This window comes from Kocuria sp. SM24M-10 (assembly GCF_001027955.1).
In the GTDB taxonomy this organism is placed as follows: Bacteria; Actinomycetota; Actinomycetes; order Actinomycetales; family Micrococcaceae; genus Kocuria; species Kocuria oceani.
The window spans coordinates 1-22,062 of sequence record NZ_LDNX01000083.1; the positions used below are offsets into that span (position 1 = coordinate 1).

Below are 22,062 nucleotides of genomic sequence, written 5' to 3' on the forward strand. Positions count from 1 at the left end.
TTGCTAAAGATTCTGCCCATCCCGCCGTGACGAAGCACGTTCATGTCGTCGATCGAGTCCGCCCCGGCGAGCATCCCCGCCACCAGCGCCATCACCTTGCTGCCCGCGTTCGCGCCCTTATCCGACGGGACCGTCAACCGGACCTGCGCGAGCTGATCGAGCCCTGCGGTGCGGGCCAGGCGGAGCATCGGGACCAGCCCTGCGGCCGACACAAGATTCGGGTCATCGAACTTCGCTGACACCGCAGCGGGAGCATGCTTGAATTGCACCTACGAGATGCCTCTCGGATCGGTCGAACAGAATCTTTAGCAAGCTCTATTCTTCCTGATCAGAGGGGCATTTCTGCGTCACGGCACCCGCTTGTCACCCAAGCTCATCGGTGGATCGAGGCTAAATGTGCGGCGCTACCGTGCTCGCTGCGGAAAACACCGTGGTGGGCATTGGGCGCCGCAGTTTCCAGACGATCGACATGGGCTTGGATCCTTCGTGCGATACGTAGTCGACAGGACCCAAAAACACATATGGCGAGGTGCCCGCCTCCTGCGTCGGAGATTCGCGGACGAACAGCATGATGTGGCTGTCTTGCGCGGTGTGGTGCTGATACCGCTGTCCCGCTGCGGACTCCGGAGTGGTCTGGTTCTGCGACTCCCAGTGGAAGAGCGTCTCAGGGATCGCATAGTCCTTGTACATGGTGTTGGGCGAGAAGTCCTTCTCCGACTTGTGGAGCGTGACGAGAAGCGCCTCACAGCGGGATGACGGAATCCAGGACACTCCTTCGCGCACGGTGCCGGGAGTGCGTTGTCCCTCTTCCCCCATGCCCAAACCGGCCAGAAGCTCTTCCCGGGTGTAGCGCGCATGGGTTTGCAGGGGGATGTCGGCATACCCATTACCCAGCGGTCGCGGTAGGTTGCGCGCGTTGTCAGCGGTGACGTCGATGAGCTGCGTCAGCTCGTTCCGCAGGATGGCGTGGGATCGCAGCAGATGGAGACCGATTTCCAGGTCGCCCGGCCCGCCGCTTTTCGGGCCTTGCGGCCAGAAGGAGTAGTAAAGCATGCGTGCCATTCGCTGCTCCCTGAGCGGCAGAGACAATACCGGCGGTGCATCCAATTGAAGTAGGAGCTCATAGGACCGGAGGCGGGCAGGGTCATCCACATTGAGAAACGCCTTGGCGCGCTGCAACAAAGTAAGGACTTCAACCTCCTGATCTGCGGTGGGCCACAGCACATCGGGGACCAATCCACCGGCACGACGGAGGGTGTTCCAGGTTGTCGGTCGACCGTCGAACTTGCTCCGGCGGTAGATGTCCGATGCCTCGGAGAGAGAGTCCGCCAGATACTGGCGCAAGGTGTAGGACTCAGGCACAGGCTGCTGCGCCGCTAGGTCCTTGATCTCGTCGACCACCTGCCTTGTGGTTAGCCGTAGCTGCCGCTTGACGTTGTTGAGCACCACGGACTGGGCGACCGTATCGAAGACGATCTGCGTGCCAGAGGGGAGAAAGGAAAAGCCGTCTTCCAAGTCCTTGGCCAGACGCGTCCGGCTCGACCCCGTTACGGCTCGGTATTTAAGATCGAATCGGAACTCTCGGTGCTGAAACCCAATGAAGTCCAAAACGGTCAGTACCGGCTTGTCGGGAGCCAGTCGCAGACCACGTCCCAGTTGTTGCAGGAATAACGTGGAGGATTGCGTCGGTCGCAGCATGAGAATGGTATCGACTTGCGGAATATCGAGACCCTCATTGAACAGATCGACGGCAAAGACGGCGCGCAGTTCTCCACGCTGCAGCGCCTTAAGCACAGACCGTCGCTCGTCGCTGGAACTCTCTCCAGACAGTGCCGCGGACGGCAGTCCGGACGCTGTGAACTTACGCGCCATGTACTCCGCATGTTTGACGGAGACGCAGAAGCCGATTGCTTTCATCCGGTGCGGATCGAGCACCTTGTCGTTGAGGGCCTGCAGGACCTTGGCCGTGCGTGCGTCATTGCCCGTGTACACGGCATCCAGTTCTTTGTCCTCGTACCGACCCCGCCGGAACTGAAGTGAAGACAGGTCGACGCCGTCTGAGACACCGAAGTAGTGGAACGGCGTCAGCAACTGCTGATCGAGGGCATCCCACAGGCGCAGTTCGCTGGCAATGCGGCCTCCAAAAAACTTCTCTGCGACGTTGACGCCGTCGCCGCGCTCTGGCGTAGCGGTGAGGCCGAGGAGTTCCTGAGGTTGGAAGTGCTCAATGATCTTGCGGTAGGTCGGAGCGTCGGCATGGTGGAACTCGTCGATGACCACCACGTCAAAGGACTCAGGCGCGAAGCGGTCCAGGCTCTTGGCATTGAGGGATTGAATCGACGCAAAGACGTGCTTGCCTCGGACTGGCTGATAGCCGTCGACCATGAGTTCTCCGAAGGCGCCGTCACGCAGCACCGTGGCATAGGTCTGACGCGCCTGCTCGAGAATCTCTCGGCGGTGAGCCACAAAAAGCAGCGAGAGCTCGTTGAGGGCGCCTGCCTGTAGCCGACGATAGTCCAAGGCTGCGACGATGGTTTTCCCCGTGCCTGTCGCGGCGACCACGAGATTCCGGTGGCGGTCGTGAATGACACGCTCGGCCTCCAACTCCTGGAGCATTTGAGCTTGGTAGGGGTAGGGCTGGACATCCAGGTGCGCGATGGACACGTCCGAAGACATCCGCCCGCCGCCTTCAGCGAGGGCCCTCGCGAGACGCTCGCTGTCGTCGTCCGGGTTGTATTGCTCAAAGCTCTCCGACGCCCAGTAGCTTTCGAAGGTCGCCTCGAACTTTTGAAGGAGCGCCGGCGTCGCGACGGAGGAGAGGCGCACGTTCCACTCGAGGCCGTCGAGCATGGCGGCGTGCGACAGGTTCGAACTACCGACATAGGCCGTGCTGAAGCCGGTCTTGCGGTGAAACATCCACGCCTTAGCGTGGAGCCGCGTATTGCGGGTCTCGTAGCTGACACGAACTTCCGCGCCGTACTTGCGCGCCAGCGCGTTGATTGCCTTGGCGTCGCTGGCACCCATGTAGACCGTGGTGAGTACCCGGAAAGGAACGCCACGGTCCTTCAAATCCTGCAGCTCCTTGTCCATGACGTGGAGCCCGGACCACTTCACAAAGGCGATCAGGAGATCCACCCGGTCGGCGCTTTCTAGCTCCTTCGCGATTTCCCGGCCCACTTGTGGCTCGTGGGGAGTGTTGGTGAGCAGTGCCGCGTCTGACAGGGGCGTTGTTGGCCTCTGCAAAGGCTTGCCGGCCTTTTGGGAGACGGCAATCAATTGGCGAGGACCTGGGGCAATGTAGAACGCTTCATCCGCTCCTTGGTCAAAAAGTTCAAGAATGCGATTTGCCTCGTCGACGCGATGCCCTGCTGGAACAGACTGCAGGTGCCTATGAATGCGATGCGCCAGGTAGCGGCTCAAGACATGGGGACTGTCCGCATCATCGACATCGTCGAGCGTCACCCTTTCGGGCGCCAACGTCGCTAGTTGCTGAGTAAGCTGCTCATCCTCGAGATGCTCGTACAAACCGGGTAAGAGTCGCTCGTTGGTAGTGGAGGGGATTGGGCGCATAGGCGCAGCCTAGATGCGATACAAGGTCTGACCCCGTCGAGGACAGGCCTTCGAGTGTCGCGGCTACGGTGCCCGAACGGAATCTGGGAATTGCTCCAGTCCCGGTTTCCAGGGCCGGGTGATGTGCGTTGAGCGCTCACCCCGTAGTCGGGATGAGTCTGGGCACTTCCACCTATGCCATCCTGCAGATCGAGTCCGTAGCCAGTACGCACGGATGGCCACGCCCTAGGCCACCGTGGAGGAATGTCCCCATAAGTGCGATCACGCACGGGGCGACACGCCACCGCTATTTGCAGTCGTAATGCGAAGATAGGAACACGCCCCCGACGGCGCCTCACCCCCCATTCTGGAGGCCCCCGATGCTTTTCGGACTCTTTTCCCGTGCCCGCACTGCTATTTCCATATCGCCCGCTGCCGGTGGCCCGCACCGGGCGACCGCCGCCTCCGTGGTTGTGGCAGGACTGCTCCTCGCTGGTGGCGTGATGCCTGCAGAAGCCGCGGGTACCTACAGCGCCCCGTTGCGCACCGCGGTGAAGTCCCTGCCGGTGGCTGCGGAGAACAACGCCGGTTACGACCGGGATCGTCAGTTCGGGGACTGGAACGACGCGAACCGCGACTGCCAGAACACCCGGGCCGAGGTGCTGCAGAACGAGTCCAAGGTCAAAACCAGCTTCACCACCGCTAAGCGCTGCACCGTCAAGGGCGGGCGCTGGGTCACTACCTGGGACGGGCGCGTGCACACCTCAGCCACCACCGTGCAGATTGACCACACCGTCCCCGTCCACGAAGCGTGGGGCTCCGGGGCCCGGTACTGGACGAAGTCCAAGCGCGTGGCGTTCTACAACGACCTCGGGGACCACCGGGCCCTGAGCGCACAGACCTCCAAGCTCAACTCGGCCAAGCAGGCCCGCGGCCCCGAGGCCTGGATGCCGCCCAGGCACCGCTGCGCCTACATCGGGGAGTGGGTGGCAGTGAAGATCCGGTGGGGCCTCAAGGTAGACAGCGCCGAGAAGGCTGCACTGGCGCGGATTGCAGGCTCCTGCCCCAACGTCACTCTCACCGTCAGAAAAGCCTGATCGGCGAATGATGGCCGTTTCTGGGCGCCCTTCTCGCTGATTATCGGCGCGCTGGACACCTGCGTACCCAACACGGTGGAGCACCGGCGGAAGGCTGGGACGGTTCTCTTGGCCGCTTCGGCGAAGCGACCACCGCTGTATGGCATGGCCTGGAATCATGATCTCCACGACCACCCCGACCTCGAACACCCAGGAGAGCCCCATGGACGCCGTCGTCCTCGAACGCCAGCACGAGATCCAGATCCGGCCCGTCCCCACGCTGCGCCCGGTGGGCCCCGGCGAGGTGCGCATCGGCGTGCACACCGTGGGCATCTGCGGCAGCGACGTCCACTACTTCACGCACGGGCGGATCGGGCCCTACGTCGTCGAGGCTCCGATGGTCCTCGGCCACGAGGCCTCCGGCACGGTGCTGGAGGTGGGGGAGGGCGTGGACCACCTGGCCGTGGGGGACCGGGTCTGCATGGAGCCGGGCATCCCCAATCCGCGCTCGCGCGCCGCGCGGCTGGGCATGTACAACGTGGACCCGGACGTGCAGTTCTGGGCCACGCCCCCGGTGGACGGCTGCCTGCAGTCCGAGATCATCCACCCCGCCGACTTCACCTACCGGCTGCCCGAGCAGCTCTCGCTGGAGGAGGGCGCCTTGATCGAGCCCTTCGCGGTGGCGGTGCACGCGGTGACCAAGGCCGCCCTGGCGCCGGGCGACGTCGTCGTGGTGGTGGGCGCCGGCACCATCGGGGTGCTCACCGCGATCGCTGCCGCCGCGAGCGGGGCGTCCCGGGTGTACATCTCGGACGTGGCACCGGAGAAGTTCGCCAAGATCGAGGCGTATCCGACCATCCACGCCGTGGACGTCTCCCGACAGGACCTCGGCGAGGTGGTGCGCGAGGCCACCGACGGCTGGGGCGCGGACGTGGTGTTCGAAGCCAGCGGCAGCCCGCACGTCTTCGGCGGCCTGTGGGAGATCCCCGCCCCCGGTGGAACCGTGGTCCTGGTCGGCATCCCGGTGGACCCGGTGCCGCTGGACGTCGCCGCCGCCCAGGCCCGGGAGCTGCGGATCGAGACCGTGTTCCGCTACGCCAACTCCTACCAGCGGGCCATCGAGCTCGCCGGGTCCCCGGCGGTGGACCTGGGTGCCCTGATCAGTGCCACGTATCCGTTCGAGGAGTCCGTGGCCGCCTTCGAGCGCGGCGCCGAGGGCCGGCCCACCGACACGAAGATCCAGATCCGGGTGGCCGGAGCCTGACCGTGGCTGCCGCCGCACGGAGCACGACGACGGAGGACCCCACCTCCCCGGTCCGGAAGCTGGTGGTCCCGGACCCGTCGAGCTCCGTGCGGTGGCACGAGCACGACTGGCCCCACCCCCTGGCCCGCTGGCACTACCACCCCGAGGTGGAGGTGCACCTGATCCGGGAGTCCTCCGGGACGGTCATGGCCGGCGACTGGGCCGGGCCCTTCGGCCCCGGCCACCTCAGCATCATGGGCTCCCGCCTGCCCCACAACTGGATCTCCCACCCCAACGCGTTCTCGAGGCTGTTCGCCAAGGCCACCGGTGTGGGCTTCAACCGCACGGGCACCCGGATGCGGCTCACCGAGGCCTGCCGGCTGCTGCGCGGCACCGACCTGCCGGTCTCGGACATCTGCTACCGGGTGGGCTTCACCAACCTGTCCAACATCAACCGGCACTTCCGCGCCACCACGGGCACCACTCCGTCCCGGTACCGGCGGCTCGACGAGGTCTGAGCGCGGCCGGCCCGGTGCGCCGTGGCCGGCCCGCCGGTGCGAGGATGGTCCGCATGTACTGGCGTCCGCGGAACCCGAACCGCTCGACCGACCGGGCGAAGTCCCGCCGGCTGCCCCGGCGGCTCGTGCAGCTCTACGCCGGCCTGGTGCTCTACGGCATTACCATGGCGCTGTTCGTGCGCGCGGAGCTCGGCGTCATCCCGTGGGACGTGCTCCACCAGGGGATCTCCCGGCAGCTCGGGGTGAGCATGGGCACGGTCGTCATCGCCGTGAGCCTGCTGCTGCTCCTGCTGTGGATCCCGCTGCGCGAGCGCCCCGGCATCGGCACCGTCAGCAACGCGGTGGTGGTCGGGCTGGTCCTCGATCTGACCCTGGCGGTGCTGCCCCCCGTCGAGTCGCTGCCGCTGCGGGTGCTGTTCGTGCTGGCCGGCGTGCTCCTCAACGCCGTGGCGACCGCCGCCTACATCGGCGTGCATCTGGGGCCCGGCCCGCGGGACGGACTGATGACCGGCCTGGTGCGGCGCACCGGAGGATCGGTGCTGATCGTGCGCACCTCGATCGAGGTGACCGTGGTGCTCGCCGGGTGGCTGCTCGGCGGCACCGTGGGCCTGGCCACGGTGCTCTACGCGCTGGCCATCGGCCCGCTGGTCCAGGTCCTGATGCCCCGGATGAGCGTCCAGCTGCGCCGCTGACGTCGCCGCCCGAGTTCCAGGGTTCGCGGCCCCTGTCGGTGCCGCGGTCCGGAGCGCCGGATCCACGGTGCCGAACGGACGATCCCCGCAAAGGGTGGCGGAGGATCGCCGTGGGGAACAGAATGGCCCTGCCGCCGGGGAACTGCCCCGGCCGCGCCTCGTCCGTGGGGGAACGGAGACGCACCATGCACCCAGGAACTCGATCACTCGCGCGCCGCAGCCCGTGGCCTGCCCGCCGGGGGCGCCTCACAGGGGCTCTCCTGGCGCTGCTCCTCGCACTGGGTGGTTCCGGCGCGGCCACCGCGGCGCCGTCCTCCGCCGTCGAGGCCACCGATCCGGCGGTCACCCGCCTCCAGGCTGATCTGCAGGTCCTGGCCGCCCAGGTGCCGGGGGAGCTGGGGCTCGTGCTGCTCGACCCGGCCGGTGCGGAGGTGGTGTCCCGCAACCCGGACCGCCCCTTCACCAGCGCCAGCCTGTACAAGCTCTTCCTGGCCCATGCGGTCCTCGACCGGGTGGACCGGGGCCAGATCGCCCTGACGGACACGGTGCCGGGCACCGCCTTCACCGTCCGGGAGGCCGTGGAGCGGATGATCACCTGGTCGGACAACGTCTCCGGCGCCGCCCTCGGGCGATGGCTGGGGTGGCACGAGGTCCAGGCGTTCGCCCAGGGGCAGGGCTTCGAGTCCACGACCTACGACCCGGACACCGGGGAGGCGGGGACCGTGGCCATGACCACCACGCCGGACGACGTGGCGGACTTCCTCGACCGGCTGCGGACGGGTGATCTGCTCGCCGAGGCGTCGACCACCCTGCTGCTCGGCTTCCTCACGGCCCAGGAGCTGGACTACGCCCTGTCCACGGGACTGTCCCCGGACGTGGAGTTCGCGCACAAGACCGGCCTGCTGATCCAGGTCTCGCACGACGCCGGGCTCGTCCGGCTGAACGGCAAGGAGTACGTGGTGGCCGTGCTGACGGACGGCTGGTCCGGCTACGACGACGCCAGGCCCTGGTTCCGGACGGCCGGGCAGGCGATCGACGCCTACGTGCACGCGGCCACGGTCTGACCTGTCCCCGTCCGGCGCTCGCCGGATGCGGCGGCGCTCGACCGGCACCCCGGCCCGTCGCCGGGCCGGGTGGGCGTGACCGCAGGCCCGCCCGCGACAGCCGGGGCGGTGTCAGTCGCGACGGATCCTGGGCGCCGGGGTGGTGCCGCAGGTCGCCGCCCGGAGCGCCGACGGCAGGATGCGGTCCGGCTGCAGGATCTGCTGCGGGCCCCCGGCGCCCAGCCACTCGCGAAGGGCGTGGAACCGGCGGTGGTCCTCCAGGCCGCTGAACCACGCGAGCGGGCCGATCTGATCGTTGGGGCCGTCGCGGCGGGCCACGGCGGCCACGCAGGCCAGTTCGCACCGTCCCAGGCAGGGTGAGTTGATGAGCACGGCCCCGGGGGTGGCCCTGATGGTCGAGACGATCTGCTGCTCGTGGTCCTCTCCGTCGGCCAGGCGGCGCAGGCCTGCGCAGCGGGATCCGGTGCACCAGGCGAGCACCGGGCCGCTGGCGTCGGCCGGGGTCTCGTTCTTCAGCGGCTTACGGGGGCGGGCTGTGCGGCGTGACATGGGTGGCTCCTTCCGAGGCCGTGGCGGCCAGTGGTCACCTGGTGGGCGCCCGTCGTCGTGGTCCGGCTGACGGGCGCCCCTGTCAGGAACGCGTCGGCTCAGTGGTCGTGGCCCTCGTGGGCGTCCCCTGCGTGGTCGTGGTCCTCGTGCCCGGCCTCCGCGGTGGCGGGGGACTCGGGCTCGCCGTCGACCACGGCGATCTCGGTGGGGGTCTCGGGCAGGTCGAAGCTGCCCACCACGGTGCCGGCGGCGATGTCCACCACGTGCAGCTTCCGCGCCGCGGCGTCGGTGACGTAGGCGCGGTCCCCGGCGACCTTGACGGCCGGGCCGGGCTCCTGCCACTCCTCGGGCTCCTCCCAGGGCTCGACGACGGCGACCTCGTGCAGCACGTCCCCGGTGTCGGCGTCGAGGATGTTCAGCTGCCCGTCGTAGGTGAGCACGAGGGCCTCGCCCTCGGGCCCGCGGGCCAGGGAGCGGAACCAGTAGGCCGAGCCGACGTCGACCGTGCGGATCTCATCGGTGCGGGTGTCGATCAGCCCGATCCGGGTGGGGCGCTCCTGCTCGGCGTCCGCGTCGGTCTTGTAGTCGGCCAGCACGACCGGGGAGCCGTGGGAGCCGAACTGGTTGCCCGAGCGCTGGTAGTCCTCCTGGACGGCGACCTTGCTGAAGGCGCCGTCGCGGTAGACCACCGGGCCGTTCTCGCAGCCCAGGGAGATCACGTCGCCCTGCGCGGTGGGGGCGGCCGCGGCCTCGCCGTGCACCCCGGGGCAGTCGGTGGTCTCGGCCACGACCTCGCCCGCGGGCGTCACGACCTGGACGGTGTCGCGGCTCTCCTCGGTGCCCTGGGTGAGCAGCAGGTTCCCGTCCGTCAGGGGTACGGCCACGCCGTGGTGGGCCGCCTCGGTGGCGTGGCGCTCCACCTCGCCGTCCTCCACGGAGCCGTCGGAGAAGGCGGTGGAGTCCAGGACCTGGATGGCTCCGCTGCCGTCGGCGAACAGCGCGGTCTTCCCTTCGTGCACCACCACGTGCGCGGCCTCGGGGGCCTCGAGGGTGGTGTCCGTGAGGGCGGGGGCCTGCTCGTAGTAGTGGGAGTGGTCGCCGTGGGCCTGGTCGATCAGCCCGGTGTCGAAGAGCCGGAAGACGTCGCTGTCGCTGACCAGCACGTGCCGGCCGTCCCCGGCGTTGTTCAGCCGCAGGAAGCCCTCGTGCTCGGTGGTCCCGAGGATCTCCCCGGACTCGGCGTCGAGGGTCATCAGGCCGCCGTCGTAGCTCAGCACCACGCGGGGCGTGAGGGAGGCGACCTCCTGGCGTTCCGCCGAACCGCCCGAGGCGGACGGGGAGCTCGAGGCCTCGGCCGGGGTCGTCGCGGCGGCGGAGTTCTCGGCGGCGGGCTCGGCCTCGGCCGTGCCGGGGGAGCAGGCGGACAGCGCCAGCGCGGCGACGACGAGTCCGGAGAAGGTCAGGGTGCGGGACGAAGTGTGCATGCTCGAACCATAGACGAGAATGATACCCATTCTCAATAAACATCGACGACGGATCGAAACCGGTCGGCGTGCCGTTGTAAACTGCGAATGATAATCATTACTGTGAGACAGTTGACGAGTGCGACCCGAGGAGAGAGCGTGCGCAGTGCCGCCCGTGTGGAGGTGGGGGACCTCGAGGTCTCCGTGGCCGGACAGCCGTTGCTGCACCGAGTGGACCTCCGGGTGCAGCCCGGGCAGCGGGTGGCCCTGCTCGGGGCCTCGGGCTCGGGCAAGTCCCTGACGGTGCTGGCGCTGCTGGGACTGCTGGGGCCCCAGTTCCGCGTGCAGGGCACGCTGCGGGTCGACGGCCGTGAGCTGCCCTGGCGCCAGGCTCCGGGCAGGCGCCCCGGCATGGCGGCGGTCTTCCAGGACTCCCAGGCCGCGCTGAACCCCGTGGTGCGCCTGGACCGTCAGCTGCTGCCCGCCGTGGCCCGCCGCCGCCGGACCGGTGCGGCGGAGGCCGGCCGGGTCGTGGCGGACCTGCTCCGCGAGGTCGGCTTCGAGGACCCCGAGCGGATCCTGCACGCCCATCCCTCCCAGCTCTCGGGCGGGCAGCGGCAGCGCGTGTGCCTGGCCCTGGCCATGGCCGCGTCACCGGACCTGCTGGTGGCCGACGAACCCACCACGGCCCTGGACATGATCAGTCAGCGCCAGGTCGTCGAGGCCCTGCGCCGCTGCACGGGACCGGGGCGCAGCGCGCTGCTGTTCATCACCCACGACCTCGCGGTCGCCGCCGACCTCTGCGACGCGGTCGTGGTCCTGGAGCAGGGGCGGGTCGTGGAGGCCGGCCCGATGCAGCAGGTGCTCCGGTCGCCCCGGGCGGCGTTCACCGCGGCCCTGGTCGCGGCGGCCCGCGCCGGCCTCCGGCCCGCCGCGGCCCCGCAGGAGCGGAACCTCCGCCCCGGTCTCCGACCCGTCGTGGCCCCGCAGGAGCCAGAACTCCGCACCGGCTCCCGGCCCGTCGCCGCGCCGCTGGGCGCGGCCTCGTGACCCGGCCGGCAGGGCCGACGACGCTGCGCGGCACCGGACTCACCCGGACCTACCGGACCCGCTCCGGGGAGGTGACCGCGGTGTCCGGGGTCGATCTCGAGGTGCGCGAGGGTGAGGCGCTGGGCGTGGTGGGCCCCTCCGGATCGGGCAAGTCCACGCTGCTGTCCCTGCTGCTGGCCGTGGAGCGCCCGGACCGGGGTGAGGTCCTCTTCGACGACATGCCCCTGATCGGCCGGCAGCGGATCCGGCGTGCCCGGCAGGCCGTGCAGTACGTTCCGCAGGATCCGGCGTCGAGCCTCGATCCGCGGCGCAGCGTCGAGCGCCAGCTGCTCGAACCGCTCCGGCGATTCCGCGTCCCGGGCGACCATGCACAGTTGGTGCGGGACGCTCTGGAGCAGGTCGGGCTCGGCGCCGAGCACCTGGGCCGGCGCGCCCACGAGCTCTCCGGCGGCCAGGCCCAGCGCGTGGCCATCGCCCGGGCGCTGGTGACCCGTCCCCGGATCCTGCTGGCCGACGAGGCGGTCAGCGGCCTCGACCTGCCGCTGCGCAACCAGGTGCTGGACCTGTTGCAGGACCAGCACGTCCGCAGAGGTCTGGGGCTGCTGTTCATCTCCCACGACCTCACCGCGGTCCGTTCCCTGTGCGAGCGCGCGCTTGTGCTCGACCGCGGACGGGTGGTGGAGGAGGGGCCGGCCGGCCGGCTCCTCGAGAGCCCCCGGCACCCGATCACCCAGGAGCTGGTGGACGCCGTCCCGCGGCTGCCCGCCTGAACCCCCGTGCCCTGCCGGCCGTCACCTCGTGGGTCCTGCTGACCCCGCTCGCCCTGCTCCTCGCCGCCGCCCCGCCGCGGGTCCTGCCCGCGCTCCGCGCCCCTCAGCTGTCCGCTTCCCCGACCACCGCACGATCCACCGACCACCACGCCGAAAGGGCTTCCTGATGCCTCCTCGCTCCTCCGTTCCCGTCCACCGCTCCTCCCACCGGGCCACCGGTCTCGGGCTGGCCGCCGTGAGCCTGCTGCTGCTCACCGGCTGCTTCGCCGGGGGCTCCGGCGGGTCGTCCGCGGAGGGTGCCGGTGCCTCCTCCGACGCCCGGGTCGCACTCGCCATGCTCCAGCCGCCGCGCTCGGGGCTGTCCCCGCTCAGCGACGACGCGTTCAAGCTCTCCCGCTGGTCCACCGCCGAGACCCTGGTCCGGCTGGACGAGGCCGGGGACGCCCAGCCGATGCTGGCCACCGCGTGGGAGCAGGTCGACGACACCACCTGGTCCTTCACGATCCGCGACGGGGTCACCTTCCACGACGGCACCGAGCTCACCGCCGAGAACGTGGCCGCCTCCCTGGACCGGGCCGTGACGGCCGAGCCGGCCCCGCGCATCCTCGACGGGGTGGAGATGTCCGTGGCGGCGGAGGGCGGCACCGTGCGGGTCACCACCGCCGAGACCGACCCGCTGGTCCCGCAGCGCCTGTCCAGCCCGCAGCTGTCCGTCCTCGCCCCGGCCGCCTACGAGGGGGCCGCGGTGGACCCGGTGGGCCACGGCACCGGGCCGTTCGAGCTCACCGCGGTCGACGGCACCTCCGGCGCCACCCTGGAGCGCTACGAGGACCACTGGGACGGCGCCGCGGCCGCGGCCGGCATCGACGTGTCCTTCGTGCCCGACGGCACCGCCCGGGCGGCCGCGCTGCGCACCGGGGAGGCCGACGTCGTCGAGGCCGTGCCGGTGGGCCAGGCCGCCCAGGTCGAGGAGGACCTCCTGGAGGAGGTGCCGATGCCGCGCACGAACACCCTGTACCTCAATACCGAGGACGGCCCGTTCGCCGATCCCGCCCTGCGGGCGGCGGCGCGGGAGGCCCTCGACCCGCAGGGCGTCGTGGACGGGGTCTACGAGGGCCGGGCCGACGTGGCCGCCGGCCTGCTCGGACCCGCGCTTCCCTACGCGGCGGCCGGCCGGGACACCGACGAGTACCGGCAGGCGCTGGAGGGCCGGGCGCAGGCCGCGGACCCGCAGGGCCGGAGGATCACCATCGGCACCTTCACCGACCGCGCCGAGCTGCCCGAGGTGGCCGTCCAGCTCCAGCAGCAGCTGGAGGCGGCCGGGTTCGAGGTCGAGCTGGAGGTGCGCGAGTACCAGTACATCGAGGCCGACGCCCTGGACGGGGCCTTCGACGCCTTCATCCTCTCGCGGGCCACGGTGCTCGACTCGGGCGACCCGGTGGCCTACATGGTCAGCGACTTCGGCTGCGAGGGCTCGTTCAACATCTCCCAGTTCTGCTCCGAGACCGTCGACGACGCCCTCGCCGCGGCGGAGCAGACCGCGCCGGGTGAGGAGCGCCAGCAGGCGATCATGGCCGCCGAGGCGGCGATCCTCGCCGAGGACGCCGCGATCCCGATGCTCCACGAGCGGGTCATCCAGGGCGAGCAGAGCGGCGTGGCGGGCGCGGTCCGCGACCCGCGCGAACGCGAGCTGATCACCGCCGAGACCACCGTCGCCGAGTGAGCCGACGCGGATGGGCGGCGGCCCTGCTCTCCCGCGCGGCGGCCTTCGCCGCCGTGGTCGTGCTGATCGGCGCCCTGCCGTGGCTGTCGGGCAACAGCCCGGAGTACACCGTCCTGCGCGCCCGCTACGCCGACCGGCCGGCCACCCCGGAGGTGCTCGCCCAGATCCGCACCGAGCTGGGCCTGGACGGAGGCCCGGTGACCGTCTTCGCCGGCTGGGCCTCCGGAGTGCTCACCGGGGACTTCGGGACCTCCTGGATCAGCGGCCGCCCGGTCTTGCCCGGGGTCCTGGACGCCCTCGGCGTCTCCCTGGCCCTGATGGGCGCCGCCCTGGCCGTCGCCCTGGTCGTGGCCGCTCTGGCGTGCGTCCCCACCGTGGTGAACGGGCTGGCCGGACGCCCCTCCCGCGGGGCCGGGGCGGCGGCGGCCGCGCTGACCGCGCTGCCGGAGTTCCTGCTGGCCGCCGTGCTGCTGGTCGTCGTGGCGGTGTGGTGGGGCTGGCTGCCGCCCTACGGGTGGGCCGGCCCCGAGCACATGGTGCTGCCGGCCCTGGCCCTGGGCCTGCCGGCGGGCGGGCTGATCGGGCGGCTGCTCAGCACCGCCCTGGCCGGAGCCCTCACCGAGCGCTGGGTGCACACCTGGGCCGTGGCCGGGCACTCCCGGGCCCGGATCGCCGCAGCCGCCGCGCGCCGGGCGCTGCCCGGGGTGATCGGGCAGATCGCCCTCGTCGTCGTCGGGCTCACCGGCGGCGCCGTGCCGGTCGAGGAGGTCTTCGCGATCCCCGGTCTGGGCCGGACCCTGCTCGGGGCCGCCGCCTCCCAGGACATCCCCGCCCTGCAGGCCGGGGTCCTGCTGCTGCTCGTCCTCGCCGCGGTCCTGGGCGCCCTGGCCGCCCTGATCCGCCGGTCGCTGCTGGGCCCGGCCGCCCGGTCCGGGGACCTGCCCGTCCCCGGGCCCCCGGCGGGCCGGGGACGGTCGTGGTGGGTGGTCCCGCTCGTCTCGGGGGCCCTGCTGCTGACCCTGGTCGTGGCCGGGCTGTTCCGGGACCCCTACACCTCCGCCCACGCCCGGCTCGAGGCGCCCTCCTGGGCGCTGCCGCTGGGGGCCGACGCCTCCGGGCGGGACGTGCTGGCCCGGGTGGGCCACGGTGCCCTGGACACCCTGGGCCTGGCCCTGCTCGTGGTCGCCGCCTGCCTGGTCATCGGCCTCGTCGTCGGGACGGCCGGGGTGTGGTCCACCGGCCCGGTGGAGGTCACCAACGCGGCGCCGCCGATCATCGCCGGCATCCTCGTCGTGGCGGTGGCCGGCCCCTCGGCGGCCGGAGCCGCCCTGGCCGTCACCCTGGTCAGCTGGGCGCCCTTGGCCGCCCACACCGCCGCCCTCGTCGCCGAGATCTCGGCCCGGCCCTACGTCCGGGTGCTGCCCCTGCTCGGCGCGGGCCGGGCCCGCATCCTGGCCGGCACCGTCCTGCCCACCCTGCTGCCGGAGGTGACCCGGCACGCGATCCTGCGCCTGCCCGGCACCGCCCTGGCCATCGCCGGCCTCGGCTTCCTCGGCCTGGGGCAGCAGCCGCCGGCCCCGGAGTGGGGGCTGCTGCTGGCCGAGGGCATCGGCTACGTCGAGCGCGCCCCCTGGACCGTGCTCGGTCCCGCCGCCGCCCTGGTGCTCGCCTCCGTGCTGGCCGTCTCCCTCTCCAGCGCCGACGTCGCGAGACGGGCGACCCGTGACGGGGTGGGAACCGCCGCCACGGTTCCCGATCCGGACCCCGTCCGGGAGCCAGTGGGATCCGCCGCGCCGGCGGGGTCGTCGGGCGGCTGAGCGCACCGGGGCCGCCGTGCCTGGGGGGGGGGCACGGTGCCGGGCCTGCCGGTGCGTGCGGTGGGTCCGGCGTCCTGACGGCCGGCACCGGCGGCTCACGACGGGAGGGCTCACCGGGTCGCGGCATCCCGCCGACGACGAACGGCCGCTGCCGGACCGAGGTCCGGCAGCGGCCGTTCGTCGTCGTGAGGTTCCCCGGCTCAGCCCTGACGGGCCTTCATCCGCGGGTTCTTCTTGTTGATCACGAAGGTGCGGCCGCGGCGGCGGACCACCTGGGCGCCGGGGACCTTCTTCAGGGCGCGCAGCGAGTTGCGTACTTTCATTCGTTCCTCCTGGTGGTGCTGGTGGTGGTGGTGCTGGTGGTCGGTCCGGTGGCGGGGTCCGGCACGGGCCCCTCGCGGTCAGTTCGGCGAGCTGATGCCGAACGGGTCGGTCAGTCCGGTGATCCCGGACAGCAGCTCCTCCTCCGTGAGCTGGCACGCGGTGAGCAGCGCGGTCATCTCGGCCGCGTCCAGGTCCGCGCCGGTGGCGGCCAGCACCGTGGCGTGCTCGGCTGGGCCGGCCGGCACCAGGTCCGCGCCGGCAGCGTCCGTGCCGGCCCCGGGCGCATCACGGAACCCGGGCCGGGGCTCCACCGGCCACGGCCCGGCGTTCTCCAGCCAGACCCGCGGACCGATCCCCTGGACGAGGATGCGGTGCTCCGGGACCACCGCCAGGCAGACGTGCCCGCGCAGCCAGCAGCAGCCCGCGGCCAGGGCGGACAGCGCGTGCCGGAAGCGCTCCGGGTGCAGCGGGCGCTCCACCCGGTGCACCACGGTGCTGAACGGTGAGGACGGCGCGCCCCGGGGCGGTTCCAGGCATCCGGAGGCAGCGCGGTGCAGGGCCTCGGCGGGACGGTGCCGTCCCGGGCGGACCTCCGCACCGTGTTCGACGACGTCCGCGTGCCGGGCCAGCTCCCGCAGCAGCTGGACGCCGCGGGCGCGCTGCTCGGCGTCGACGGGCACCAGGTCGGGGTCCGCCAGCAGCACCGTGTCGGCGAAGGCCAGCTCCTCGACGAGGAACTCCCCGCAGGTGCGCTCGTCCCCGTCCACGGCGGTGCAGCCGGCCTCCGCGAGGGTCTGTCCGTCCCAGATCCGGTCCTCCACCGCGGCCGGGGAGCAGGCGAGCACCGCCGACTCCACGACCGGCGGCCGGTCCAGCAGGTGCTGCAGGGCGCGGGTCGCCGTGGCGGCCGGCACCCCCGGCGACAGGCCCACGACCACGTGCTCCGCCCCGGCCTCCTGCAGGCGCGCGAGGGCCGGGACGAGGTCGAGGCGGACGGCGCAGCTGGGGCAGCCGTGCTCCAGCGGGGTCGTCTCCCGCTGGGGGGCGAAGCCCGGCCGGAGCGTCCGGCGGACCACCGTGCCGTCGTCGAGCAGGTCCTGCAGCACCACCACGGCGCGGGGGAGGGCCTCCGCGAGGGACGCGCAGGCCCGCCCGCGGCTGAGGGCGTCCAGGGAACTGACCGTGACAAGGCGCATGCCCGCCACCTTACATAAGAACCATTCTCAAACAAAGGAGACCTGTCGGTCGCCGGCGAATTGACCATCGTTCTCATTTTCTTGAGAATGGGTCTCATGAAACTGCGATCCACGCCGGCGGCCCCGGCTCCGGGGAACGGCCCGGCCATCCGCACGGAGGGCCTCACCGTGGCGTTCGGCGCCACGCCGGTGCTGCGCGGGGTGGACCTGTCCGTGGCCGACGGCGAGGCCGTCGCCCTGATGGGCGGCAACGGCTCGGGCAAGTCGACGTTCCTCAAGGCCCTGCTCGGCATCGTGCCCGTCGCGTCCGGTGAGGCCCGGCTGTTCGGCGCCGACGTCACCGCCCGCCGGACCGTGCCGTGGTCGAGCATCGGCTACGTCCCGCAGCGTGTCGGCGTCGGCGCCGGGGTGCCGGCCACGGCGCTGGAGGTCGTGTCCGCGGGGCTGACGGGCCACCGGCGGCTGCGCCCGGGCGCCGGCGCCCGGCGGGTCTGCCTCGACGCGCTCGAGCAGGTCGGCCTGGCCGACCGGGCGCGCGAGAGCGTGGCGATCTTCTCCGGCGGCCAGCAGCAGCGGGTGCTCATCGCCCGGGCGCTCGTGCGGCGCCCACGGCTGCTGCTGCTGGACGAGCCGCTGTCCGGGGTGGACCAGGTCTCCAAGGAGGCCATGGCCCGCATCCTGGCGCGGCTGCAGGCCGACGGCACCACGCTGCTCGTCGTGCTGCACGAGCTCGGCGAGCTGGCCCCGCTGCTGGACCGCGCCGTGGTGCTGCGCCACGGGCACATCGTCCACGACGGCAGCCCCCCGCGGCCGGCCCCGGGGCACGACGCCCCCGACCACGAGCACCTGCACCCGCACGGGGACGAGCCCGCCGCCGTTCCCGCCGCCCCCGATCTCCACGGAAAGCCGCAGCGACCATGATCGAGACCTTCACCGCCATGCTGGCCAGTCCCCTGATGCAGCGCGGCCTGCTGATCGCCGTGCTGGTCGGGGTGTCCGCGCCGGTGATCGGCACCTACCTCGTGCAGCGGCGCCTGGCCCTGCTCGGGGACGGCATCGGCCACGTGGCCCTCACCGGGGTGGCCATGGGCTGGCTGGCCGGCTCCGCGGCCGGGCTCACCGCGCACGACGCCCTGGCCGTGCCCGGGGCGGTGGTCGCGGCCGTCGTGGGCGCGGTGCTCATCGAGGTCATGCGCACCCGGGGGCGCACCAGCGGCGACGTCGCGCTGGCCCTGCTGTTCTACGGCGGCATCGCCGGCGGAGTGCTGCTGATCGGGCTGGCCGGCGGGACCTCGGCGAACCTCACCGGCTACCTCTTCGGCTCCATCGCCACGGTCACCACCCTGGACGTCTGGCTCACCGCCGGACTGGCCGCGGTGGTCCTCGGCGTCGGGCTGGGCCTGCGCCCGGCCCTGTTCTCCCTGTGCCACGACGAGGAGTTCGCCCTCGCCACGGGGCTGCCGGTCCGGGCCCTGAACATCCTGGTGGCCGTCACGGCCGCCCTCACCGTCTCCGTGTCGATGCGCGTGGTCGGCGTCCTGCTGGTCTCCGCGGTGATGATCGTGCCGGTCGCCGTCGCCCAGCTGCTCACCCGCTCGTTCGCCGGCACCATGGGCACGGCCATGGCCGTGGGGGCCGCGGTGTGCGTGACGGGCCTGTCCATCACCTACTTCCAGCCCCTGTCCCCGGGCGCCATGATCGTGGTGCTGGCCATCGGCTGCTACGTGCTCGCCCTGCTCGTCCGCCCCCTCCTGGGGCGCGTGCGGCCCCACGGCGGGCCCCACGGTGCTGAGGGCGCCCACCACGCCGAGGACGACCTCCAGCTGAGAGGAGCATGACCATGTCCCGGACCACCCGGCAGCGCTCCGCCCTGACCGAGCTGCTCGACCGCACCCCCGAGTTCCGCTCCGCCCAGCAGCTCCACGCCATGCTGGCGGAGGAGGGCGAGTCGGTCTCCCTCGCCACCGTCTACCGCAACCTCAGCGCCCTGGCCGAGGCCGGGGAGGTGGACGCTCTCGCCGCCCCCGGTGGCGAGATGCGGTACCGCCGCTGCGCCCGCACCGAGCACCACCACCACCTGGTGTGCCGCCGCTGCGGGCACACCGTGGAGGTGGCCGAGACGTCGGTGGAGCGGTGGGCCGCCCAGGCAGCCCGCCGGCACGGCTTCACCGACGTCTCCCACGCGATCGAGCTGCACGGGGTCTGCGACGCCTGTCGGTCGGCTGGGCGCTGAGCCTCCCAACTGCGGTGAATTGACAACCGTTCTCACTTTTCACGAGAATCGTTCTCATGATCCCGTCTCGCGCCCTCATCGCCCCGCTCTCCCTGGCCGCCGCCCTCGCGCTGTCCTCGTGCGCCGCCGACTCCGCCGACCCGTCGGCGGCCACCGCCGGCGGTGGATCGGGGGAGGCGCTGACCGTGCAGGCGTCCTTCTATCCGCTGCAGTACGTCACCGAGCGCGTCGGCGGGGACCTCGTGCAGGTGGAGTCGCTCACTCCGGCCGGGGCCGAGCCGCACGACCTGGAGCTGTCCCCCGCGGCGGTCGACGGGCTGCGCACCGCGGACGCGGTGGTCTACCTCTCCGGGTTCCAGCCGGCGGTCGACGACGCCGTGGCCCAGGCGGCCCCCGAGCACGCCCTCGACGCGGCGCACGCAGGGGTGGAGGGCGAGGAGGCCCACTCGGCGGAGGAGCACGGGGCCGCGGAGGACTCCCACAGCGCAGAGGCCCATGGTGCCGACGCCCACGGCGAGGAGGGGCACGCCGAGGAGGCCGGAGGTGACGGCCACGACCACGGCGGGGAGGACCCGCACTTCTGGCTGGACCCCGAGCGGCTCGCCGCGGTCGCCACGGAGGTCTCCCACGAGCTGGCCGAGGTCGACCCGGACAACGCCGCCACCTACGAGTCCAACGCCGAGCAGCTGACCACGGAGCTGGCCGCCCTGGACGAGGAGTTCACCGAGGGACTGGCCACCTGCCAGCGGGACACCATCGTGGTCTCCCACGAGGCCTACGGGTTCCTGGCGGACAAGTACGGCCTCGAGCAGGTGGGCATCGCCGGGCTCGACCCCGAGACCGAGCCCTCCCCGGCCCGGCTGGCCGAGATCGGCGAGGTCGTCGAGGCCGAGGGCGTCACCACGGTGTTCTCGGAGTCCCTGGTCAACCCGAAGGTCGCCGAGACCCTGGCGGCCGAGCACGGGATCGAGACCGCGGTGCTGGACCCGGTGGAGGCCCAGGCCGACGAGAACGCCGACTACCAGCAGGTCATGCGGGACAACCTCGAGGCGCTGCGCACCGCGCTGGACTGCGCGTAGGGCGGCGGCGCTCCGCGCGGGTCCGGTCCGCGACCGCTCCCCGGCGGCGTAGCGTAGGACGTCCGGGATCGGCCAGCACACGGCCGTCCCGCCGAACGCCGAACGCCAAGGAGACAACGCCCGTGGAACCCCTGCCGCTGGAGCCCCTCACCCGATTCCTCGCCGTGGACCGCGCCGAGGACCTCTCCGGGCTGGCCTCGCGGATCCCCGGCTCGGGCTTCCTGTGCTTCTACCCCAACGACGAGGAGTACGCCGGCTTCGTCGACGGGACCGGGCGGCTCTGGCTGCGCGGCGACGACGCCAGCCCCGCCCGGGAGCTGCTGGAGGTGCTCGAGCCGCCGTTCCGCATCGCCTATCCGGTGGCCCCGGCCGTCACCGGCGACGAGGAGGCGGTGGTCGCCGCCGGGGTGCTGCAGACCCCCGAGGAGCTGGAGGACTACCGGACCCGCTTCGCCGACCTGGAGGGCGGCGTGGACCTCGACCACCAGGCCCACGCCGTGGACGCGAACGGCCAGCACTGGACCCTGATGGTCGGGCCCGACCCTACGACGGTGCTCGCCCTGTGCGTCGGCCGCGACGAGGACGGCAACCCGTTCTCGGAGCAGATCCCCTTCGACGCCGAGTCCCTGCCGCTGCCGATCACCGTCGTCGAGCTCGACTGAGCACCGCCCTCCGGGCGAGCCCGGGACAAGGAGCACCCGCCATGGCCCTCGACCGCGCCAGCGCGACCTTCCTGCAGGAGCTGGCCGACGCCACCCCGCCGGGCACCCCGCCGATGTGGGAGATGACCCCGGCGCAGGCCCGCGCCACCGGAGCGGACCGGCGCGCCCGCTACGGCCCCGGCCCGGACATGCACCGGGTCGAGGAGCACGTCCTGGACGGGCACGACGGCGGCGCCTTCCGGGTGCGCGTCCTCGTTCCCGGCGCGTCCCCGGCCGCGGTGCTGGTCCACCTGCACGGCGGCGGCTGGGTCCTCGGGGACATCGACGGCTACGACACGCTGGGGCGGCTGCTCGCCGCACGGTCCGGTGCGGCCGTCGTGCTGGTGGAGTACCGCAAGGCCCCGGAGCACCCGTTCCCCACCCCGGTGGAGGACAGCTGGACGGCCCTGCAGTGGGCCGCCGAGCACCGGGAGGCGATCGCCGGAGCCCCGGTGCCGCTGTTCGTGGCCGGGGACAGCGCCGGCGGCAACCTGGCGGCGGTGCTCACCCACCGGGCCCGCGACCGCCGCGGCCCGGAGCTGGCCGGGCAGGTCCTCGTGTACCCCGTCACCGACGCAGACCTGACCCGGCCCTCCTACCGGGAGCCGGAGCACCAGGCCTTCCTCCCCGCCGAGTCCATGCGCTGGTTCTGGGAGCACTACGTCCCCGAGGAGAGCGCTCGCGGACACCCCGAGGCCTCACCGCTGCGCGCCGGATCCCTGGGCGGCCTGCCGCCGGCCCTGGTCCTCACCGCGGAGCACGACGTGCTCCGCGACGAGGGCGAGGCCTATGCCCGGCGGCTCGCCGAGGAGGGCGTCAGCGTGGTGCACCACCGCTGGCCCGGCCAGATGCACGCCTTCTTCTCCCAGGTCAACATCCTCCCGGCCAGCGCGGAGGCCCTCGACCTCGTCGCGGCCCATCTGCGGGAGCGGACCGCGCCGTAGCGGCGGGCCGGGCGGCGCCGATCCGCACCCGGCACCGTGCGATGTGAACGTCTTTTAATCGTTCGCGGGTA

20 protein-coding genes and 1 pseudogene are annotated in these 22,062 nt (G+C 72.0%); 15 read left to right on the plus strand and 6 right to left on the minus strand.

What is annotated here, in order from left to right; translation table 11 throughout:
• A pseudogene (locus ABL57_RS09625) lies at positions 1-269 on the minus strand (IS1380 family transposase); the annotation flags it as partial.
• A 121-nt stretch (positions 270-390) separates the two neighbouring features.
• Positions 391-3,570, minus strand: coding sequence for a DUF3427 domain-containing protein (locus ABL57_RS09630; protein WP_047803253.1), 3,180 nt, complete (start codon positions 3,568-3,570; stop codon positions 391-393).
• A gap of 482 nt (positions 3,571-4,052) precedes the next feature.
• Here ABL57_RS09630 and ABL57_RS09635 point away from each other — a divergent pair, with 482 nt between their 5' ends.
• From ABL57_RS09635 to ABL57_RS09655, 5 genes are all read left to right on the plus strand, one after another.
• On the plus strand, positions 4,053-4,646 hold the full coding sequence (locus ABL57_RS09635) for an HNH endonuclease family protein (RefSeq protein WP_238986024.1): 594 nt from the start codon (positions 4,053-4,055) through the stop codon (positions 4,644-4,646).
• Positions 4,647-4,803: 157 nt separating this feature from the next.
• Positions 4,804-5,889, plus strand: coding sequence for an NAD(P)-dependent alcohol dehydrogenase (locus ABL57_RS09640; protein ID WP_152683350.1), 1,086 nt, complete (start codon positions 4,804-4,806; stop codon positions 5,887-5,889).
• A gap of 2 nt (positions 5,890-5,891) precedes the next feature.
• A complete protein-coding gene (locus ABL57_RS09645) occupies positions 5,892-6,386 on the plus strand; it encodes an AraC family transcriptional regulator (RefSeq protein ID WP_047803255.1) in 495 nt (164 codons plus the stop codon).
• A 53-nt stretch (positions 6,387-6,439) separates the two neighbouring features.
• Positions 6,440-7,078: a YitT family protein gene (locus ABL57_RS09650; protein ID WP_047803256.1), complete on the plus strand. Its 639-nt coding sequence runs from the start codon at positions 6,440-6,442 to the stop codon at positions 7,076-7,078.
• A 185-nt stretch (positions 7,079-7,263) separates the two neighbouring features.
• A complete protein-coding gene (locus tag ABL57_RS09655) occupies positions 7,264-8,142 on the plus strand; it encodes a serine hydrolase (protein ID WP_047803257.1) in 879 nt (292 codons plus the stop codon).
• Positions 8,143-8,253: 111 nt separating this feature from the next.
• On the opposite strand, the gene ABL57_RS09660 is transcribed toward ABL57_RS09655, so the two are convergent.
• Entirely contained in the window at positions 8,254-8,691 is a 438-nt protein-coding gene (locus ABL57_RS09660) for a hypothetical protein (RefSeq protein WP_047803258.1), read from the minus strand.
• Positions 8,692-8,789: 98 nt separating this feature from the next.
• Positions 8,790-10,175, minus strand: coding sequence for a hypothetical protein (locus tag ABL57_RS09665; protein WP_047803259.1), 1,386 nt, complete (start codon positions 10,173-10,175; stop codon positions 8,790-8,792).
• 138 nt (positions 10,176-10,313) lie between these two features.
• On the opposite strand from ABL57_RS09665, the gene ABL57_RS09670 reads away from it, so the two are divergent.
• From ABL57_RS09670 to ABL57_RS09685, 4 genes are all read left to right on the plus strand, one after another.
• Positions 10,314-11,204 carry an ATP-binding cassette domain-containing protein gene (locus ABL57_RS09670; protein WP_160310785.1) on the plus strand — a complete coding sequence of 297 codons (891 nt, stop codon included), beginning with the start codon at positions 10,314-10,316 and terminating at the stop codon, positions 11,202-11,204.
• 80 nt (positions 11,205-11,284) lie between these two features.
• Positions 11,285-11,974, plus strand: coding sequence for an ABC transporter ATP-binding protein (locus tag ABL57_RS09675; protein ID WP_238986025.1), 690 nt, complete (start codon positions 11,285-11,287; stop codon positions 11,972-11,974).
• A 166-nt stretch (positions 11,975-12,140) separates the two neighbouring features.
• Positions 12,141-13,697 (plus strand): ABC transporter substrate-binding protein, encoded by a 1,557-nt coding sequence (locus tag ABL57_RS09680; RefSeq protein ID WP_047803260.1) that lies wholly within the window; start codon positions 12,141-12,143, stop codon positions 13,695-13,697.
• Entirely contained in the window at positions 13,694-15,514 is a 1,821-nt protein-coding gene (locus ABL57_RS09685; protein WP_082157348.1) for an ABC transporter permease subunit, read from the plus strand. Before ABL57_RS09680 ends, ABL57_RS09685 begins: the two co-directional genes overlap by 4 nt.
• A 200-nt stretch (positions 15,515-15,714) precedes the next feature.
• Here the strand turns inward: ABL57_RS09685 and ykgO are convergent, their stop codons facing one another.
• Entirely contained in the window at positions 15,715-15,837 is a 123-nt protein-coding gene (ykgO, locus tag ABL57_RS09690; RefSeq protein ID WP_026544400.1) for a type B 50S ribosomal protein L36, read from the minus strand.
• Positions 15,838-15,915: 78 nt separating this feature from the next.
• On the minus strand, positions 15,916-17,034 hold the full coding sequence (locus tag ABL57_RS09695) for a GTP-binding protein (protein WP_047803261.1): 1,119 nt from the start codon (positions 17,032-17,034) through the stop codon (positions 15,916-15,918).
• Between the two features lie 96 nt (positions 17,035-17,130).
• Between ABL57_RS09695 and ABL57_RS09700 the strand changes: the two genes are divergently transcribed.
• From ABL57_RS09700 to ABL57_RS09725, 6 genes are all read left to right on the plus strand, one after another.
• Positions 17,131-17,955: a metal ABC transporter ATP-binding protein gene (locus ABL57_RS09700; RefSeq protein WP_047803262.1), complete on the plus strand. Its 825-nt coding sequence runs from the start codon at positions 17,131-17,133 to the stop codon at positions 17,953-17,955.
• Entirely contained in the window at positions 17,952-18,872 is a 921-nt protein-coding gene (locus ABL57_RS09705; RefSeq protein WP_047803263.1) for a metal ABC transporter permease, read from the plus strand. Before ABL57_RS09700 ends, ABL57_RS09705 begins: the two co-directional genes overlap by 4 nt.
• A gap of 2 nt (positions 18,873-18,874) precedes the next feature.
• A complete protein-coding gene (locus ABL57_RS09710) occupies positions 18,875-19,267 on the plus strand; it encodes a Fur family transcriptional regulator (RefSeq protein WP_369821345.1) in 393 nt (130 codons plus the stop codon).
• A 56-nt stretch (positions 19,268-19,323) separates the two neighbouring features.
• Positions 19,324-20,346, plus strand: coding sequence for a metal ABC transporter substrate-binding protein (locus tag ABL57_RS09715; RefSeq protein WP_047803265.1), 1,023 nt, complete (start codon positions 19,324-19,326; stop codon positions 20,344-20,346).
• 122 nt (positions 20,347-20,468) lie between these two features.
• Complete coding sequence (locus tag ABL57_RS09720) at positions 20,469-21,008, plus strand: hypothetical protein (RefSeq protein ID WP_047803266.1); 540 nt, start codon at positions 20,469-20,471, stop codon at positions 21,006-21,008.
• Between the two features lie 41 nt (positions 21,009-21,049).
• Positions 21,050-21,991 (plus strand): alpha/beta hydrolase, encoded by a 942-nt coding sequence (locus ABL57_RS09725; protein WP_082157349.1) that lies wholly within the window; start codon positions 21,050-21,052, stop codon positions 21,989-21,991.
• Positions 21,992-22,062 lie beyond the last annotated feature (71 nt).